This window comes from Kitasatospora sp. RG8 (genome assembly GCF_017813315.1).
Classification (GTDB): domain Bacteria; phylum Actinomycetota; class Actinomycetes; order Streptomycetales; family Streptomycetaceae; genus Kitasatospora.
Map to the genome: position 1 here is coordinate 1 of NZ_JAGIYX010000050.1, position 16,652 is coordinate 16,652.

General features: G+C 75.2%; 13 protein-coding genes and 1 pseudogene. 11 read left to right on the forward strand and 3 right to left on the reverse strand.

From position 1 onward, the window contains the following. The 10 genes and pseudogenes from J5Y04_RS39200 to J5Y04_RS39245 all read left to right on the forward strand — a co-directional run. Nucleotides 1-783, forward strand: a pseudogene (locus J5Y04_RS39200) (DNA polymerase III subunit gamma and tau); the annotation flags it as partial. A gap of 197 nt (nt 784-980) precedes the next feature. Then, nucleotides 981-1,319, forward strand: a complete 339-nt coding sequence (locus J5Y04_RS39205; protein WP_209417321.1) for a YbaB/EbfC family nucleoid-associated protein — start codon at nt 981-983, stop codon at nt 1,317-1,319. Between the two features lie 200 nt (nt 1,320-1,519). Beyond that, a complete protein-coding gene (gene recR / locus J5Y04_RS39210; protein WP_209417322.1) occupies nt 1,520-2,119 on the forward strand; it encodes a recombination mediator RecR in 600 nt (199 codons plus the stop codon). Continuing rightward, nucleotides 2,112-2,837 (forward strand): DUF5063 domain-containing protein, encoded by a 726-nt coding sequence (locus J5Y04_RS39215; protein ID WP_245206365.1) that lies wholly within the window; start codon nt 2,112-2,114, stop codon nt 2,835-2,837. The genes recR and J5Y04_RS39215 overlap by 8 nt, the downstream gene beginning before the upstream one ends. A gap of 297 nt (nt 2,838-3,134) precedes the next feature. Continuing rightward, nucleotides 3,135-4,415: an aspartate kinase gene (locus tag J5Y04_RS39220; RefSeq protein WP_148644038.1), complete on the forward strand. Its 1,281-nt coding sequence runs from the start codon at nt 3,135-3,137 to the stop codon at nt 4,413-4,415. Then, entirely contained in the window at nt 4,412-5,464 is a 1,053-nt protein-coding gene (locus J5Y04_RS39225) for an aspartate-semialdehyde dehydrogenase (RefSeq protein ID WP_209417323.1), read from the forward strand. The genes J5Y04_RS39220 and J5Y04_RS39225 overlap by 4 nt, the downstream gene beginning before the upstream one ends. Before the next feature lie 437 nt (nt 5,465-5,901). Then, nucleotides 5,902-6,447 (forward strand): SigE family RNA polymerase sigma factor, encoded by a 546-nt coding sequence (locus J5Y04_RS39230; protein ID WP_148644040.1) that lies wholly within the window; start codon nt 5,902-5,904, stop codon nt 6,445-6,447. Continuing rightward, a complete protein-coding gene (locus J5Y04_RS39235) occupies nt 6,440-7,822 on the forward strand; it encodes a hypothetical protein (protein WP_209417324.1) in 1,383 nt (460 codons plus the stop codon). Before J5Y04_RS39230 ends, J5Y04_RS39235 begins: the two co-directional genes overlap by 8 nt. A gap of 137 nt (nt 7,823-7,959) precedes the next feature. After that, complete coding sequence (locus tag J5Y04_RS39240) at nt 7,960-8,760, forward strand: SURF1 family protein (protein WP_209417325.1); 801 nt, start codon at nt 7,960-7,962, stop codon at nt 8,758-8,760. A 260-nt stretch (nt 8,761-9,020) separates the two neighbouring features. Then, on the forward strand, nt 9,021-9,338 hold the full coding sequence (locus tag J5Y04_RS39245; RefSeq protein WP_209417326.1) for a hypothetical protein: 318 nt from the start codon (nt 9,021-9,023) through the stop codon (nt 9,336-9,338). Nucleotides 9,339-9,402: 64 nt separating this feature from the next. Here the strand turns inward: J5Y04_RS39245 and J5Y04_RS39250 are convergent, their stop codons facing one another. From J5Y04_RS39250 to J5Y04_RS39260, 3 genes are all read right to left on the reverse strand, one after another. Then, nucleotides 9,403-11,394, reverse strand: coding sequence for a prolyl oligopeptidase family serine peptidase (locus tag J5Y04_RS39250; RefSeq protein ID WP_209417327.1), 1,992 nt, complete (start codon nt 11,392-11,394; stop codon nt 9,403-9,405). 205 nt (nt 11,395-11,599) lie between these two features. Continuing rightward, a complete protein-coding gene (locus J5Y04_RS39255) occupies nt 11,600-13,030 on the reverse strand; it encodes an MFS transporter (RefSeq protein WP_209417328.1) in 1,431 nt (476 codons plus the stop codon). Nucleotides 13,031-13,185: 155 nt separating this feature from the next. Beyond that, nucleotides 13,186-13,611 (reverse strand): nuclear transport factor 2 family protein, encoded by a 426-nt coding sequence (locus J5Y04_RS39260; RefSeq protein ID WP_209417329.1) that lies wholly within the window; start codon nt 13,609-13,611, stop codon nt 13,186-13,188. 155 nt (nt 13,612-13,766) lie between these two features. Here J5Y04_RS39260 and J5Y04_RS39265 point away from each other — a divergent pair, with 155 nt between their 5' ends. Then, nucleotides 13,767-16,613: a LuxR family transcriptional regulator gene (locus tag J5Y04_RS39265; RefSeq protein WP_245206368.1), complete on the forward strand. Its 2,847-nt coding sequence runs from the start codon at nt 13,767-13,769 to the stop codon at nt 16,611-16,613. Nucleotides 16,614-16,652 lie beyond the last annotated feature (39 nt).

Consider the following 16,652-nt stretch of genomic DNA (forward strand, 5'->3'; position numbering starts at 1 on the left):
CAGGCCGCCCCCGTCCAGGCCGTGCCGCAGCCGGCGCAGGCCCCCGCGCCCGCGGCGGCCCAGGCCGGCGGGCAGCCGTCGGGCGCCGCGCAGCAGGGTGCCACGCAGATCCGCCAGATGTGGCCGCAGATCCTGGAGGCGGTGAAGAACCGCCGCCGCTTCACCTGGATCCTGCTCAGCCAGAACGGCCAGGTGGCCGGGTTCGACGGCAGCGTGCTCCAGGTGTCGTTCATCAACGCGGGCGCCCGGGACAGCTTCGTCGGCAGCAACAGCGACGACGTGCTGCGCCAGGCGCTGTCGGACGCGCTCGGCGTGGACTGGCGGATCGAGTGCATCGTCGACCCCTCGGGCGGCTCGTCCGGCGGGGTGGCCGCCGGAGCGGGCGGCGGCGCGGCACCCGCCGGCGGCGGCTTCGGCAACAGCGGTGGCAACAGCGGCGGCGGCTGGGGTGCACCTCCGGCGCGTCCGGCGGCGTTCGCGCCCCCGGCGCAGCCTGCTGCGCCCGCGCCGGTCCCGTCGCCCGCGCCCGTGGCCGCACCCCCGTCGGCACAGGTCGCCCCGGCGGCCCCGGCCGCGTCGATGGCACCGGCCGCCCCGGTGGCGCCGGCCCAGCCCGTGCAGGCCCGGCCGGCCGCGCCCGCCGGTCCGGCGGTCGCGCTGGAGGACGACATTCCGGAGGAGGACGACCCGGACCTCAAGGAGGAGACGTTCTCCGGTCAGGAGCTGATCATCCGGGAGCTGGGTGCGACGGTCCTGGAGGAGATCCGCCACGGCGGCGGCTGACGGACGAGCACCACGTAGGCTCGGGGTGACGACGCGTACGACGACGACGTGATGATGCGTACGGCGCGACGACGCGACGACGCGCGAGACGCGGCCGCCACGGCTGCCGCGGACGACGCGAGCCGAGCAGGACGTGTCGCACAGACGTGTCTGCAAGACGAACCCGTAAGACGAACCCGAACGCAAGGGAGTGAGCCGTGTTCCCCGGTGGTGGCCAGCCCAACATGCAGCAGCTGCTCAAGCAGGCGCAGAAGATGCAGCAGGACCTCGCCCAGGCCCAGCAGGAGCTGGCCGAGGCGAAGGTGAACGGTTCGGCGGGCGGCGGCCTGGTCGAGGCCACGGTGACCGGTGCCGGTGAGCTGGTGGCGCTGACCATCGCCCCGGCCGCCGTCGACCCGGAGGACACCGAGACCCTGGCCGACCTGATCCTGGCGGCGGTCCGGGACGCGAACCAGACCGCGCAGAAGATGCAGGCCGAGCGGATGGGCCCGCTGACCCAGGGCCTGGGCGGCGGCATCCCGGGTCTGCCCTTCTGACCTGCGGACCTTCCCCGACCGGTGGGGAGGGTCCGGGGTCGTGATGCTCTGAAGTTCAGGCGACGGACCTGTGTGATTTATGCGGGAGTAGGGCGTCGGGCGGTGCGCCCGGCGCCCTGTTCGTTGGATGATGGCACCGGAGTACCCCGAGCGGGTGCACCACCGACCGGCCGGCACCGGCCACCTAGGGAAGGCGCGACGTGTACGAGGGCGTGGTTCAGGACCTCATCGACGAACTGGGCAGGCTGCCCGGCGTCGGGCCCAAGAGCGCGCAGCGGATCGCCTTCCACGTCCTGCAGGCCGACCCCGTCGACGTCCGCCGGCTGGCGCACGCGTTGCTGGAGGTCAAGGACAAGGTCCGGTTCTGCGCGGTCTGCGGGAACGTCGCGGAGGCCGAGCAGTGCCGGGTCTGCCTCGACCCGCGCCGCGACCTCGCGGTGATCTGCGTGGTCGAGGAGTCCAAGGACGTCGTCGCGATCGAGCGCACCCGCGAGTTCCGCGGCCGCTACCACGTGCTGGGCGGCGCGATCAGCCCGATCGAGGGTGTCGGCCCGGACGACCTGCGGATCCGCGAGCTGCTCGCGCGCCTCGCGGACGGCACGGTCACCGAGCTGATCCTGGCCACCGACCCCAACCTGGAGGGGGAGGCGACCGCCACCTACCTGGCCCGGCTCTGCAAGCCGATGGGCCTGAAGGTGACCCGGCTGGCGAGCGGCCTGCCCGTCGGCGGGGATCTGGAGTACGCGGACGAGGTCACCCTCGGTCGCGCCTTCGAAGGGAGACGACTGCTCGATGTCTGACCGGACGATCAACCAGCAGCCCCACACGCCCCACCAGGCCGGCCCCCACCCGGCCGGCCCGGCCCCGGACCGGCACGCCCCGCACACCCACGCGCACGGCTCGGAGCCCGACGACTTCGCGGTGCAGATCGCGGACTCGGTGGAGAGCTTCGTGCTCGCCGTCAGCGAGGTCGCCAAGGGCGACGAGCCCGGCAGCGCGGTCTCGCTGCTCCTCCTGGAGGTGTCGCAGCTGCTGCTGGCCGGCGGCCGGCTGGGAGCCATCGAGGACGTCGTCCCCGAGGACCGCTTCGAGCCCGACGCCGGGCCGGAGCCGGACGGCGAGCAGCTGCGCGAGCGGCTGGCCGAGCTGCTCGCGCCCATCGACGTCTACCACGAGGTCTTCGACCCGTACGGGCCGCCGGAGAAGCCGAACGCCTTCCGGATCTCGGACGACCTGGCCGGCGTGGTCAGCGAGCTCCAGCACGGGCTCACCCACTACCGCGAGGGGCGGGTCAGCGAGGCGCTCTGGTGGTGGCAGTTCTCGTACCTCTCCAACTGGGGCACGACCTGCTCGGCGGTGCTGCGGGCGCTGCAGTCGCTGATCGCCCACGTCCGGCTGGACAGCCCGCTCGGGGCGGTTCCGGACGGTGCGGACACCGACGACGACGGCCTCACCGACGAGCAGCTGGAGCAGCAGGCCGGCGACCTGATGGCGGCCGAGCTGGGGCTCGGACGGTAGACCGCCGGGGCGGAGGGCGGACTGTGACGCAAGCCTCAGGCTCCGGGGCCGCGAAGGAAAACCCCGGGGCCGCCGTCCGTTCGTCCGCCGATTCTTCGGGAGCGTCCCGGATGCCCCGCAGACCTGCCGGTGGCCACCCCGGTCACGGCGCTCACCTGCTGAAACAGGCGTCTCATCATATGGAAAGCGGCGGTCGCGGCACCCCTGCTCGGTAGACTGACGCCGACCGCACTACCCCCGCCACCCGGGGGTACGGGGGCCCCGGGCCCCCGAAACGACACAAGTCGAGGAGCGCACGTGGGCCTTGTCGTGCAGAAGTACGGCGGCTCATCCGTTGCGGATGCCGAGGGCATCAAGCGCGTGGCCCGTCGAATCGTCGACACCAAGAAGGCCGGCCATGAGGTCGTCGTCGTGGTGTCCGCGATGGGCGACACGACGGACGAGCTCATCGAACTCGCGGAGCAGGTGTCACCCATCCCTGCCGGCCGTGAGTTCGACATGCTGCTGACCGCTGGAGAGCGCATCTCCATGGCCCTGCTGGCCATGGCGATCAAATCCCTGGGTCACGAGGCCCAGTCCTTCACGGGCAGCCAGGCCGGTGTCATCACCGACTCCGTCCACAACAAGGCGCGCATCATCGACGTGACGCCGGGCCGCATCCGCACCGCCCTGGACGAGGGCAACATCGCGATCGTGGCCGGCTTCCAGGGCGTCTCGCAGACGAGCAAGGACATCACCACGCTCGGCCGCGGGGGCTCGGACACCACCGCCGTCGCCCTCGCCGCGGCCCTCAAGGCCGAGGTGTGCGAGATCTACACCGACGTGGACGGCGTGTTCACCGCCGACCCGCGCGTGGTGAAGAAGGCCCGCAAGATCGACTGGATCGCGTACGAGGACATGCTGGAGCTGGCCTCGTCCGGTTCCAAGGTCCTGCTCGACCGCTGCGTGGAGTACGCGCGGCGCTACAACATCCCGATTCACGTACGCTCGTCCTTCTCGGGCCTTCCCGGGACGATCGTCAGCAACGACAACCCGAACCAGCCCGAAGGGGGCGAGATGGAGCAGGCCATCATCTCCGGAGTCGCCCACGACACTTCCGAGGCCAAGGTCACGGTCGTCGGCGTGCCGGACAAGCCGGGCGAGGCGGCGCGCATCTTCCGCGCCATCGCCGACGCCGAGGTCAACATCGACATGGTGGTGCAGAACGTCTCCGCCGCGTCGACCGGGCTGACCGACATCTCCTTCACCCTGCCGAAGACCGAGGGCCAGAAGGCCATCGACGCGCTCGGCCGGGTCAAGGAGGGCATCGGCTACGAGTCGCTGCGCTACGACGACGCGATCGGCAAGATCTCCCTGGTCGGCGCCGGCATGCGCTCCAACCCGGGCGTCACCGCGACCTTCTTCGAGGCGCTCTCCGAGGCCGGCGTCAACATCGAGCTGATCTCCACCTCGGAGATCCGGATCTCGGTCGTCACCCGCGCCGACGACGTCAACGAGGCCGTGCGCGCCGTCCACACCGCCTTCGGGCTGGACAGCGAGTCGGACGAAGCGGTCGTCTACGGAGGCACCGGGCGATGACCCGGAGGCCGAACCTCGCCGTCGTCGGCGCCACGGGCGCGGTCGGCGAGGTGCTCCTCGGCCTGCTCCCCCTCCGTCAGGACATCTGGGGCGAGGTGCGCCTCGTCGCCTCCCCGCGCTCGGCCGGCCGCAAGCCGGTCGTGCGCGGGGAGCTCGTCGAGGTGCTCCCGCTCACCGAGGAGGTCTTCGACGGGATCGACGTCGCGCTGTTCGACGTGCCCGACGACGTCTCCGCCCGCTGGGCGCCGGTCGCCGCGGCCAAGGGCGTCGTGGTGGTCGACAACTCCGCGGCGTTCCGGATGGACGACGCCGTCCCGCTGGTCGTCCCCGAGGTCAACGCGGCGGCGGCCCGGATGCGCCCGCGCGGCATCATCGCCGGGCCCAACTGCACCACGCTCACGATGATCGCGGCGCTCGGCGCGCTGCACGCCGAGTACGGGCTCAGCGAACTGGTCGTCGCCTCCTACCAGGCCGCCTCCGGCGAGGGCCGGGCCGGCGTGGACGCGCTGCGCGAGCAGGTCGCGCTGGTCGCCGGCACCGAGGTCGGCGAGCAGACCGGCGACCTGCGCGCGCTGGTCGCCGACCACGGGCCGTTCGCCGCCCCGCTGGCGCTCAACGCGGTGCCGTGGAGCGGCTCGCTGATGGACGGCGGCTGGGCGTCCGACGAGCTGAAGCTCCGTGACGAGTCGCGCAAGATCCTCGGCCTGGCCGGCCTCAAGGTCTCCGCGACCTGCGTCCGCATCCCGGTGGTGCGCACCCACGCGCTGGCCGTGCACGCCGTCTTCGAACGCGAGGTCACCCAGGAGCACGCCCAGGAGATCCTGCGCGACGCCCCCGGCGTGGTGCTCTACGACGACCCGGCGTCGGGTGAGTTCCCCACCCCGAACGACGTCGTCGGGACGGACCCGGTCTGGGTCGGGCGGGTCCGCCGGGCGCTGGACGACCCGGCCGCGCTGGACCTCTTCCTCTGCGGCGACAACCTGCGCAAGGGGGCGGCGCTCAACGCCCTGCAGATCGCCGAACTGGTCGCGGGCGAGCTCTCCGGCTGACGCGCCGTCCGCGTGCCGCGGCCCGCGCCGCACGGGGTCGGGGGGTGACGTCCCGTCCGTTCCACGGCCTCGCACCGCACGGTCCGGGGTGGCGCCGCCGTCCGCTTTCCGGGCCTCGCGTCTCACGGGCCGGTTTCCACGTCTCACGAAGCGGGCTTCACGCACCGTCCACATTCCGGGCGCCGTGCTCCACGTTCCGGGCACACGGATCCGGATCCCTCCGCCGGGCCGATCGTGGAATCGGCCGTATCCCCTGGAGGCCGCTCCGGCCCATGCGCGAGAATGTCCCCCGGGCTGGGCAACCATGACAGGGGATCGAGTGTCCAACGGGCGTGGCGAACGTGATGGTGAGGGCAGGGGCGGGCATCTCGGCAACGGCCGCGGTGACGTTCCCGCTGCGCGCCCATTGGCCTGCGGATAGGCCGGAAGACAGTCAGATGAAGGCGGTCCCACCCGGCCCGGCGGACTCCGGTGCCGGTACCAGCGCGGGCACCAGCGAGGACCTGCTCACCGAGACCTACCAGGCCCACTACCGTTCCCTGCTGCGGTTGGCGGCGTTGCTCCTGGACGACCTCTCGACCTGCGAGGACGTGGTCCAGGAGGCGTTCATCCGGGTGCACGCGGCCCGGCGCCGGGTCCGCGAGCCCGAGAAGACGCTCGCCTACCTGCGGCAGACCGTGGTCAACCTGTCCCGCTCCACGCTGCGTCGCCGGATCCTCGGCCTGCGGCTGCTGCCGAAGCCCATGCCTGACATGGCCAGTGCAGAAGAAGGAGCCTACGATGCGCTGGAGCGCGATCAGTTGAAGGCCGCGCTGCGGGGTCTGCAACGCCGTCAGCGGGAGGTTCTGGTGCTGCGTTACTTCGTGGACATGACGGAGGCGCAGGTCGCGGAGACCCTGGGCATCTCGCTCGGTTCGGTGAAGGCGTACGGCTCGCGGGGGCTCGCCGCGCTGCGGGTCCAGATGGAGGCCGGGCATGGCTGACGACAGGGGCGGCCCCGGCAGTACGAACGGGCCGAGGCCGGGCGGGCCGCACCGGGACGGGCTCAAGCCGGGCGGGCCGCACCCGGGAGGCCCGAACCGGGACGGGCTGAGTCGGGACGGACTGGGCCGGGACGGACTGAGCGCGGAGGAACGGCGGATCCGCGAGCTGATGCAGCGCGCGGTCTCCGAAGTCCAGCCCGACCCCGCGGGCCTGCACCGCATCCGCCACGCCGTACCCCGACGGCGCGCCGCCGTGCGCGGCGCCTGGACCGGAGCCGCCGCGCTGGCGCTCGCCGTGGCCATCGCACTGCCCGCCCTGCACGACGACGACCACCTGGGCCTGTCCGGCGGCCCCGGCTCGCCCGGCGCCCACGGCGGGACGGCCTCCGCCCCCGTCGGCGGAACCAAGTCCGGCGACGACCCCGTCGGCCCCAACCAGTCTCCGCACTCCGGCACGAGCGGCACCGGCACGAGTGGCGGCCCGTCCGGCTCCGCCAGCGCCCCGCCCAGCCCCGGGGCGACCACGGCCGGCACGGGGCCGGGTCTGCCCGCCCCCACCACCGCGTCCAGCAGCGGCGGCGAGGTGCTGGTGCCGCTCTGCACCCGCGGCGACCTCGGGCAGGGCACCGCGCAGACCGGCAGGGCCGACGCCGCCGGGCGGATCTACGGGTACTTCACGGTGCTCAACGTCTCCGGGCGCGCGTGCAGGCTCGGTGGGCCAGGAGCGGTCTCGGTCGTCGCCGTCACCGGGACGGACGCCGGCCGGATCCGGGTGAGCGACCACACGGCCGGCGACCCGGCGACCGGCCTGCCCGCCCCGGGCGCGGGTGCCGCGGCGGGCGGGTCCGTGGGCGGATCCCTCGGTGGGGCCGTCGGCGGGGACGGGGCCGGACAGGGCCTGCTGCTCGCACCGCAGGCCGGGTACCGGGTGGACTTCGGCTGGGTGCCGGACGCCGGCGGGTGCCCCGCCCCGGGCGGCCCGACCCCCAGCGCCACGGCCGGGCCGGGCGGGCCGGCCGTCGCCGCCGGCCCCGCCCCGGGCGCCACCTCGGGGGCCCAGGCCGCCGCCACCGGAGGCTCCGGCGGCGCGGCACCGGCGGCCGCGTCCTCGGAGGCGCCCAGCGCGGCGCCCCCGGCGTCCGCCACGCCGACGACCGTCCCGACCACGGTCCCGAGCCCCACGATCACCCCGAGCAGCGGTCCCAGCTCGCCGCCACCCGCCGTCACCATCGCCCACACCCCCGCCCCGGGCAGCCCCTCCACCGCGACGGCCGTCCTGCCCGGCGCCTGTGCGGGCACCGTCTACCGCACCGCGCCCCAGCCCCTCACGCCTCCTCCCGCGCCGACCCCGACCACGGCGCCGTCGGCCGGCTGAGCCCGTCCTCGCAGGCGCGCGCCCGCGCGGGCCCGTCCGCGCAGGCGCGGGCCCGGAGGCCGGGACGGCCGACCTCCCGTGCCGGTGGGCCGACCCCTGTGGTCGGGAGGGGCGTGAGGAATGGTTACCGTGGGGGTGTGTACCGGTTTCTCCTCACTCCGCGCTGGCTGAGCGGCACCGCGCTGGCCGTTGCGGCCGTGGCGGTGTGCGTCTGGCTCGGCACCTGGCAGCTCGGCCGGTTCGAGGACAAGGTCTCCTCGCACCAGGAGATCAGCAGGACGGTGGACGACGCCGGCTCGGCCAGGCCGCTCGGGGAACTGCTCGGCGCCGACCGGCCGCAGGTCACCACCGACACCGTCGGCCGGGCCGTGACGGTGTCCGGCACCTTCGACCAGGAACACCAACTGCTCGTCCCCAACCGGGTCCTGGACGGCAAGCAGGGCTACTACGTGCTCACCCCGCTGCGCACCGGAGACGGCCGGACCGTCGCCGTCGTGCGCGGGTGGGCGCCGGGTGCACCCGCCGAGGGCGCAGCCGCCGAGGGAGTGGCCGCCGCGGCACCCGCCGGCGAGGTCACGGTGACCGGGCGGCTCCAGGCCGGCGAGAGCAGCGGCAGCAACGGCGCGGTGGCCGGCGGCCTCCCGGCCGGGCAGCTCGGCACGATCAACCAGGCCGCGCTGGTCAACAAGCTGTCCTACGAGGGCTGGTACGACGGCTGGGTGTCCGCGGACGCGGCTCCGGCCGGGCTGACCCCGGTGCCGACCGTGCAGCCGCAGGGCGGCGACGGGCTCACCCTGCGCGCGTTCCAGAACCTGGGCTACACGCTGGAGTGGTTCGTCTTCGGCGGCTTCGTCGTCTTCATGTGGTTCCGCCTGGTGCGCCGCGAGGCGGAGGCCGAGCAGGACCGGGCCCTCGGGCTGGACCCGGTCCTGGAGTAGCCCTCGCGGGGGCTCAGCGCGTCGGCTTCGCCGTCGGTACGACCGGCAGCGACGGTACGGCCGGGGTGCCCGGTACGCGCGCGGTCGGCGACGGGGTTGAGGCCGGTGACGGAGCCGAGGCCGAGGGGGTCGGGGCAGGCGTGGCCGAGGCCGTCGGACTCGGCGGCGGGTTGCTGCACCGGCTGCCGTTCCCGTTCCCGTTCCCGTAGTCGTCGTCGTCCGAGTCGTAGTCGGTGTGGTGGCGCGTCTTGCGTCCGCTCTTGGACCCCTTGGAGCCGGACGACTTCGACCCCGACGACTTCGACCCGGACTTGGCGAGTACGACCACCCCGTCGTCCCCCTCGCCGCTCTCCGCCGTGCGGAAGGCGGCCTGGACGGCGGGCTGGACGGCGGACCGGACGGCGAGGCTCCCCGCCGAGGCACTTGCCTTCCCGGAAGCGGCGGCGGAGGCCGAGGCCGGGGCAGCGGCCGATGCCTTGGCCGAAGTCGGGGCCGACGGCGACGCGGGGGCCGGGGACGTCGGCCGGGTGGACGGCGAGGCGGTCGGCGGGCAGGCTGCTCCGCTGCTGCTGTCCTGATCCGAGCAGCCGGTGAGCACCAGGGCCCCGGCCACCCCCACCCCTACGATCGCCAGCAGACGTCTCACCCGGTCCCCCCGTCGGTCGTGCCGTCCGTGGCCACGGCTCCCGCGGCGACCCCGGCCCGATTCTCCCCGACGCCCTGCGATGCGCCGTTCGAGGCGCCCTTCGAGGCGCCGTTCGCGCCGAGGTGGCGGCGCACGAAGTCGATCTCCAGTCGCAGCTGCTTGATCCGCTCCTCGACCACGAGCGAGCCGTGCCCGGCGTCGTACCGGTACACCTCGTGCGGGGTGCCGAGCTGCTCCAGCCGTTCGACGTAGTTCTCGATCTGCCGGATCGGGCACCGCGGGTCGTTGACCCCGGCGCTGATGTAGACCGGCACCCGCACCCGGTCGACGTAGGTGAGCGGCGAGGAGGCCGTCCAGCGCTCGGGCACCTCCTGCGGCGTGCCGCCGAAGAGCGTGCGGTCGAGCGACTTCAGCGCCTCCATCTCGTCCTCGTACGCGGTCAGGTAGTCCGCGACCGGGACGGCGGCGACGCCGAGCGCCCAGTTCTCCGGCTGCACGCCGAGACCGAGCAGGGTGAGGTAACCGCCCCAGGAGCCGCCGCTGAGGACGAGCCGGTCGGGATCGGCGAGCCCCTCGGCCACCGCCCACGCGCGGACCGCGTCGATGTCCTCCAGCTCGATCAGGCCGACCCGCTCGCGCAGCGCGTCCGTCCAGGCCTGGCCGTAGCCGGTGGAGCCGCGGTAGTTGACCCGGACCACCGCGAAGCCGTGGTCCAGCCAGGCGGCCGGGCCGGCGGCGAAGGAGTCGCTGTCGTGGTGGGTCGGCCCGCCGTGGATCTCGAAGACGGTCGGGAACGGACCGTCGCCGGCCCCGGCCGGCCGCTGGACCAGTGCGTGCACCCGCCCGCCGGGCCCGTCGACCCAGACGTCCTCGACCGGCACCGAGCGGGGCGGGACCGTGCCGGGGGCCCGCAGCACCACCGTGCCGGCGGTGGAGCGGACGGCCGACGGCTCGGCGGCCGAGGACCAGAGGTACTCCACCGTGCCGTCCGGGCGGGGGGTGGCACCGCTGACGGTGCCGCGCGGGGTCTCCAGGCGGGTCAGGCGGCCGCCGTTGCCCGGTTCCTCGTCCAGCGAGTACGAGAACAGCTCGCTGCGCGCCTCGTACTCGTGCTCGACCAGCAGCGCGCGGGCCCCCGGGCGCCACTGCGCGGAGACGTCGCCGGGCAGCTCGCGGCCCTGCTCGTCGCGGAGCGGCAGCGCGGTCTCGGCGCCGGTGGCGACGTCCCAGATCATCGGTTCCCAGCGGCCGCTGCGCTGGTGGGCCACCAGCAGCCGGGTGTCGCCCTCGACGGGGGCGAAGCCGAGGCAGGCGACTCCGCGCGGCTCGTCGCGGCCGGTGACCTCGTCCAGCTCGGCGACGGTCGCGCCGTCGGCGAGCCGGACGACCCGGATCGCCGAGTGCATCGCGTCGCCGTGCTCGGTGTGGTCGATGGCCAGCAGCGTGCTGTCGTAGCTGAGGTCGCCGACGCCGCCGTACTCCTCGTGCCGGTAGATCTCCACCGCCTCCGCCGCGCCGGGGCGGCGCAGGTGCAGGGTGGTGCCGTGCTCGTCGGTGGAGCGGCCGACCACCACCGTGCCGTCCCGGCCGAGGGCGAGGCCCGCCGAGTAGGAGGCGGCCAGGCCGGGGACGGCCTCCTCGTCGGGGCCGGTCGCGCCGTCGGCGCCGTCGGTACCCGCGGGGCCGTCCGCCCGGCCGGCGAAGGGCTGGCGGCGCCAGATGCCGAACTCGTCGCCGTCGTTGTCGTCGAACCACCAGACCCAGGCGCCGTCGGGGGACAGCTCGGCGTCGGTGGTGCCGTTCGGTCGGTCGGTCACCCGGCGGTGGGTGTCGCCGGCGCGGTCCCAGGCGTACACCTCGTAGGTGCCGGTCGCGTTGGACACGTACAACGCCCGGTCGGGGGCGTCCTCCGCCCAGTCCGGGAGGGAAACCCGGGCCGCCCTGAACCGCTGCTCCCACGCCGGTACGGCGCTCTTCTCCTCGCTCATCCACCCATCCAACCCGATCGGGGGGACGGAACGGAACGGGCGGGTGGGCCCCGGAGGCCCACCCGCCCACGTCTTCCCCGTCCTGCCCGGGCCCCCGTCCTCCCTGGGCCCCGTCCCCGGCCGGGGAGCCGTCCTCCCCGGGTCCCGTGCCGGCCGGGCGCCGTCCTCCCCGGGCCCCGTGCTCCCCGGCGGGCGCCTTCGGAGCTCAGGCCGCCCGGCGGGGCAGCAGCTGCACCAGGCCCACCAGCAGCAGCTCCAGCACCGCCAGGACCGCGACGCTCCGGCCGAAGGCGGCGGCCGGGTCGGCGGCGCCGTAGTAGACGATGCCGATCAGCGCGATCCCGAGCGAGCCGGCGACCTGCTGGACGGTGGCCACCACCCCCGCCGCGGAACCGGCCAGCTGCGGCTCCACCCCGGCCAGCACCACGGAGGTGACCGGTGCGATCACCAGGCCCATGCCCAGGCCGTCCACGAACAGGCCCGGCGCCAGCCACCAGACGCTGCCGGTCGCCCCGGCGGCGTGCACAGCGAGGCCGAGCAGCCCCAGCCCGGCGGCCATCAGCAGCCCGCCGAGCGCGACCGCCTGGCGGCCGAGGCGGGCGGCGACGCGGTGCGCGGTGGTCGAGGTGATCAGGTAGCCGACGCCGATTGCGGTGAAGACCAGGCCCGCCCCGAGCGCGTCCAGGCCACGGCCCGGCTGCAGGTACAGGGCGAGCACCAGGAAGAACGACGACTGGCCGAGCCAGAAAGCGAGTTGGGCGAGCAGCCCGGCGGCGAACGAGCGGGTCCGGAACAGCCGGGTGTCGACCAGCGGCGAGCCGGTGGCGCGGGTCCGGTGCTGGTGCACGGCGAAGGCGGCGAGCAGCGCGACCGAGCCCGCCAGGCAGAGCCAGGTCCAGAGCGGCCAGCCCTGCTCGCGGCCCTGGATCAGCGGAAGCACCAGGCCGGTCAGTGCGACGGTGACCAGCAGCACGCCCACCGGGTCCAGGCCGGGACGCTGCGGAGCGCGGGACTCCGGCAGGCAGCGGCGGACCATCGCGAGGGCGGCCAGGCCGACCGGCAGGTTGATCAGGAAGCAGCTGCGCCAGTCCAGCCCGAAGAGGTCGGCCCGGATCAGTACCCCGCCGATCAGCTGGCCGAACACCGCGCCGACGCCCATCGTCAGCCCGTACATCGCGAACGCCCGGGCTTGCGCCGCACCGCTGAACGCCGTCCGCAGGATCGCCAGCACCTGCGGCCCCATCAGCGCCGCCGCCAGGCCCTGCGCGACCCGTGCGCCGACCAGCGCGGCAGCGGTGGGGGCCAGGCCGCAGCCTGCCGAGGCGAGCGTGAACAGGGCCAGCCCGAGGGCGAAAACCCGGCGCCGGCCGTACCGGTCACCGAGCCGCCCGGCGGTGACCAGGCCGGCTGCGAGGGCCAGGCTGAAGCCGGCGATCACCCACTGGACGGCCGCGGGGCCGGCGCCCAGGTCGGCCTGGACGGAGGGGACGGCGACGTTGACGACGAAGACGTCGAGGGCGGTCATGAAGGTGGCGGTCAGGACGACCGGCAGCAGGCCCCGGGTCGAGGATCCGGCCCCGGTGGGGGCCTGCCGGGCCTTGGGGGCGGCCGTGCGGGTGGGCAGGGCGGTGCTCATCGCGGGTGCTCCTCGCGGGGTCGTCGTGGTCGGCGGGGCTGTCGGGGCCGGCGGGGCGGGCCCGGTCGCGGGCCCGCCCGTGCGGCTCGGTGGGGCGGCTCGGTGGTGCGGGGGTGGGGCCGTCGGTCGCTCCGGCGGCGCCGGCGTGCGGCGGCTCAGGCGCCCGGGACGCGGTCCAGGAAGCCGTACACCGAGGCGATCCGGCCGTCCGGGTCGGCCACCAGCACGTCGAACCCGATCACCAGCGGCTCCTCGCCGGCCGGCCCGAGGTTCCAGGTGAACCGGGCGATGTCGTGGTGCGCGTCGACCGCGCCCAGGGTGAACTCCAGGCCCGGGAACTGCGCCTGGGCCGCGCCGATCAGCGCGTCCACGCCGTCCCGGCCGGTGACCGCGGCCAGCGGGTCGGTGTAGCTGCCGTCCTCGGCCCACGCCTGGTCGATCAGCTTGCGGCGGGCGGCCGGGTCGGTCTCGTTCCAGACGGCGAGGTAGCGCTCGGCGAGCTGCTGGAGGTCGGCGGGCTTCTGGACGTCGGCGGGCCGGGCGCCGGCCGCCTGGGTGCCGGTCTGCTGGAGGTTCGTCATGGTCTTCTCCCGTGTGCCGCTTGGCTGTTCGGCGGGTCGTTCCCGCTGGTCATGAAGGTACGGGCGGCGCGCGGAGGGCGAATCTGTCACGGATAGGTAGGGGTGGGTACGTCACTCGGTGCGGGGCGGGCGGGCCGCGCCAGTAGGGTCGGGGGATGGGGATGCTCTACGGGCGGGAACAGGAGCAGGCCGTCGTCGACGCGCTGCTCGACGGGGCGAGGGCGGGCCGCAGCGGGGTGCTGGTGCTGCGCGGCGAGCCCGGGATCGGCAAGACGGCGCTGCTGGAGTACGCGGTGGCGGCCGCCGGCGAGGCGTTCCGGGTGGTCCGGGCGACGGGGGTCGAGTACGAGGCCGAACTCCCGTTCGCCGGGCTGAGTCTGCTGCTCGCACCGGGCCTGGACCGGCTCTCCGTGCTGCCCGGACCGCAACGGCGTTCCCTGGAAGGCGCGTTCGGACTCGGCGAGGACGCGGCTCCGGCCGGCGCGCCCGGCGACCGGCTGCTGACCGGGCTGGCCACCCTCGGGCTTCTCGCCGAACTCGCCTCCGAACAGCCGTTGTTGTGCCTCGTCGACGATGTCCAGTGGCTGGACCGGGCCTCGCTGGACGCGCTGCTGCTCGCCGCCCGCCGACTCCAGGCGGAGGGTGTCGCCCTGGTGCTCGCCGTCCGCGACGCGGGCGCGTCGGGAGCCGCAGGGGGTTCCGGGATCGCCGGGCTTGCCGGGGCGGCCGGTGGTGCTGCGGACGGGCTGCCGCTGGCTGGTCTTCCCGAGCTCCGGCTGGCCGGCCTGCCCGAGCCGGCCGCCGCCCGACTCCTGGACGCCCGAGCGGCGGTGGAGCTCACCGGCGGAGTCCGCCGCCGGCTGCTCGCCGAGGCCGCCGGCAACCCGCTGGCGCTCACCGAACTTCCCGTCACCGCAGGGGAGTCCGCCGTCGGGGACACCGCCGCCGCGCCCGGTGCACTGCCGCTCACCAGCCGTCTGCAGATCGCCTTCCATGGCCAGGTCACCGGCCTTCCGCCGGCCACCCAGAACCTGCTGCTGGTCGCCGCGGCCGAGGAGAACGGGGACCTCGCCGTCGTCCTCGCGGCCGCCGCCGCCCTCGGTGTGACCGCCGAACACCTCGCCCCGGCCGAAGAGTCGGGCCTGGTCCACGTCGACACGGACCGTCGGCTCGTCTTCCGGCACCCGCTGCTGCGTGCCGCCATCCTCCAACGCGCGCCGCTGCAACAGAAACTGACCGTCCATCGGGTCATCGGCGAGGCACTGGAGGACGGCGACCGCCGCACCTGGCACCTGGCCCTCGCCGCCACCGCCCCCGACGCCGAACTCGCCGACGCGCTGGAACGCACCGCCGTCCGCGCCGAGGCCCGCGGCGGCCACGGCGGCGCCGCCGCCGCGTACGAACGCGCCGCGCGCCTCACCCCCGACCGCGACGGGGCCACCCGTCGCCTCGTCCTGGCCGCCGAAGCCGCCACCGAGGAAGGCAAGTTGGAGCAGGCCGAGGCGCTCGCCGAACGGGCCGGCGCGCGGACCGACGACGCCCTGGCCCATGCGCTGCTCGACCACGTCCGGGCCACCGCACACTTCTGGCGTGGCTCCTACCCCACCGCCTACCGGCTGCTGCTGGATGCGGCCGGCACCGGCATCGAGCCGTCGCACGCCGCCCGGATGCTCTTCCAGGCCTTCCACGCCGCCTGGTACGCGGGCGAGGAGCCGGTGGTCGCCGTCCTCGACCGGCTGGCCGCGGTCCTGGCCGAACTGCCGGAGGGCGACCCGCTCACCCCGCTGGCCCGGCACCTGCCCGCCGCCGTGCTGCCCGCCCTCGGCCGCCCCGCCGGGCCGCTGCCGGCCGCCCGGGACACGGCGGCGGCGGCCCGCCGGGCGGGCGCCGAGACCCCGGGCGACCTGGTCCAGCTGTGCGGGGCGACCCTGATCCTCGGCCGGGACGCCGAGACCGCCGAACTCGCCGCCGAACTCGTCGCCGAGGCCCGCGCCAAGGGCACCGTCGGCGTGCTGCCCACGCTCCAGTTCTTCGCCGCCGAGGCGGAGCTGTTCCACGGACGCCATCGCGACGCCGAGGTCACCGCCACCGAGGCGCTCGCCCTCGCCCGCGACACCGGGCAGCACCAGTGGGTCAGCCAGCTCAGCGCCCTGCTCGCCTGCCTGGCCGCGCTCGCCGGCGACGCGGACCAGGTCGCGGCGCTCACCGCGACGGCCCGGACGGCGACGGCGCTGACCACGACCACGCCGGGCGGCGGTACGGCCGGCTCCGCGGCCGCGGCCCCCGGCGAACCGTGGGCCCAGTGGGCGCTCGCCCTGCTCGACCTCGGCCACGGCCGGGCCGGCGACGCCGCCGACCGGCTCCAGGGCCTCACCACCGGTCCCTACCGGCACCACGTCAGCGGCACCCGGGCCGTCCCCGACCTCGTCGAGGCCGCCGTCCGCCTCGGCGCCCCCGAACGCGCCGCCGAACCGTACGAGCGGTTCGCCCGCTGGGCCGGCGCCGCCGCCGTGCCGTGGGCCGAGGCGCTGAGGCTGCGCTGCCAGGCTCTGCTCGGCCCGGACGAACTCGCCGAGTCGGCCTACCGCGCCGCCCTCGGCCTCCACGACGGCACCCACCGCCCCTTCGAACAGGCCCGCACCGCGCTGCTCTACGGCGAGTGGCTGCGCCGCGAACGCCGCCGCACCGACGCCCGCCCCCACCTGCGCGCCGCCCTGGAGACCTTCGAACGCCTCGGCGCCCGCCCCTGGGCCGACCGCGCCCGTACCGAACTCACCGCCACCGGCACCAGCGCCCCCGCCCCGGCCGACGCCCCCGCGGGCGCGCTCACGGCGCTCACCCCGCAGGAGCTCCAGATCGCCCGGCTCGCCGCCCAGGGCCTCACCAACCGCGACATCGCCGCCCAGCTCTTCCTCAGCCCCCGCACCGTCGGCCACCACCTCTACAAGGCCTACCCGAAGCTCGGGATCGCCTCCCGGACGGACCTCCCGGCGCTGTTCTGACCTCCGCCGAGCCGGTCCGGTCGGGGCGTCGGGTCACCC

Excerpts from the sequence above, each read along its gene's own strand:
- J5Y04_RS39215 (WP_245206365.1), top strand. The coding sequence starts at position 2,112 with ATGTCTGACCGGACGATCAACCAGCAGCCCCACACGCCCCACCAGGCC.
- J5Y04_RS39225 (WP_209417323.1), top strand. The coding sequence starts at position 4,412 with ATGACCCGGAGGCCGAACCTCGCCGTCGTCGGCGCCACGGGCGCGGTC.
- J5Y04_RS39230 (WP_148644040.1), top strand. The coding sequence starts at position 5,902 with ATGAAGGCGGTCCCACCCGGCCCGGCGGACTCCGGTGCCGGTACCAGC.
- J5Y04_RS39235 (WP_209417324.1), top strand. The coding sequence starts at position 6,440 with ATGGCTGACGACAGGGGCGGCCCCGGCAGTACGAACGGGCCGAGGCCG.
- J5Y04_RS39250 (WP_209417327.1), bottom strand. The coding sequence starts at position 11,394 with ATGAGCGAGGAGAAGAGCGCCGTACCGGCGTGGGAGCAGCGGTTCAGG.
- J5Y04_RS39255 (WP_209417328.1), bottom strand. The coding sequence starts at position 13,030 with ATGAGCACCGCCCTGCCCACCCGCACGGCCGCCCCCAAGGCCCGGCAG.
- J5Y04_RS39260 (WP_209417329.1), bottom strand. The coding sequence starts at position 13,611 with ATGACGAACCTCCAGCAGACCGGCACCCAGGCGGCCGGCGCCCGGCCC.
- J5Y04_RS39265 (WP_245206368.1), top strand. The coding sequence starts at position 13,767 with ATGGGGATGCTCTACGGGCGGGAACAGGAGCAGGCCGTCGTCGACGCG.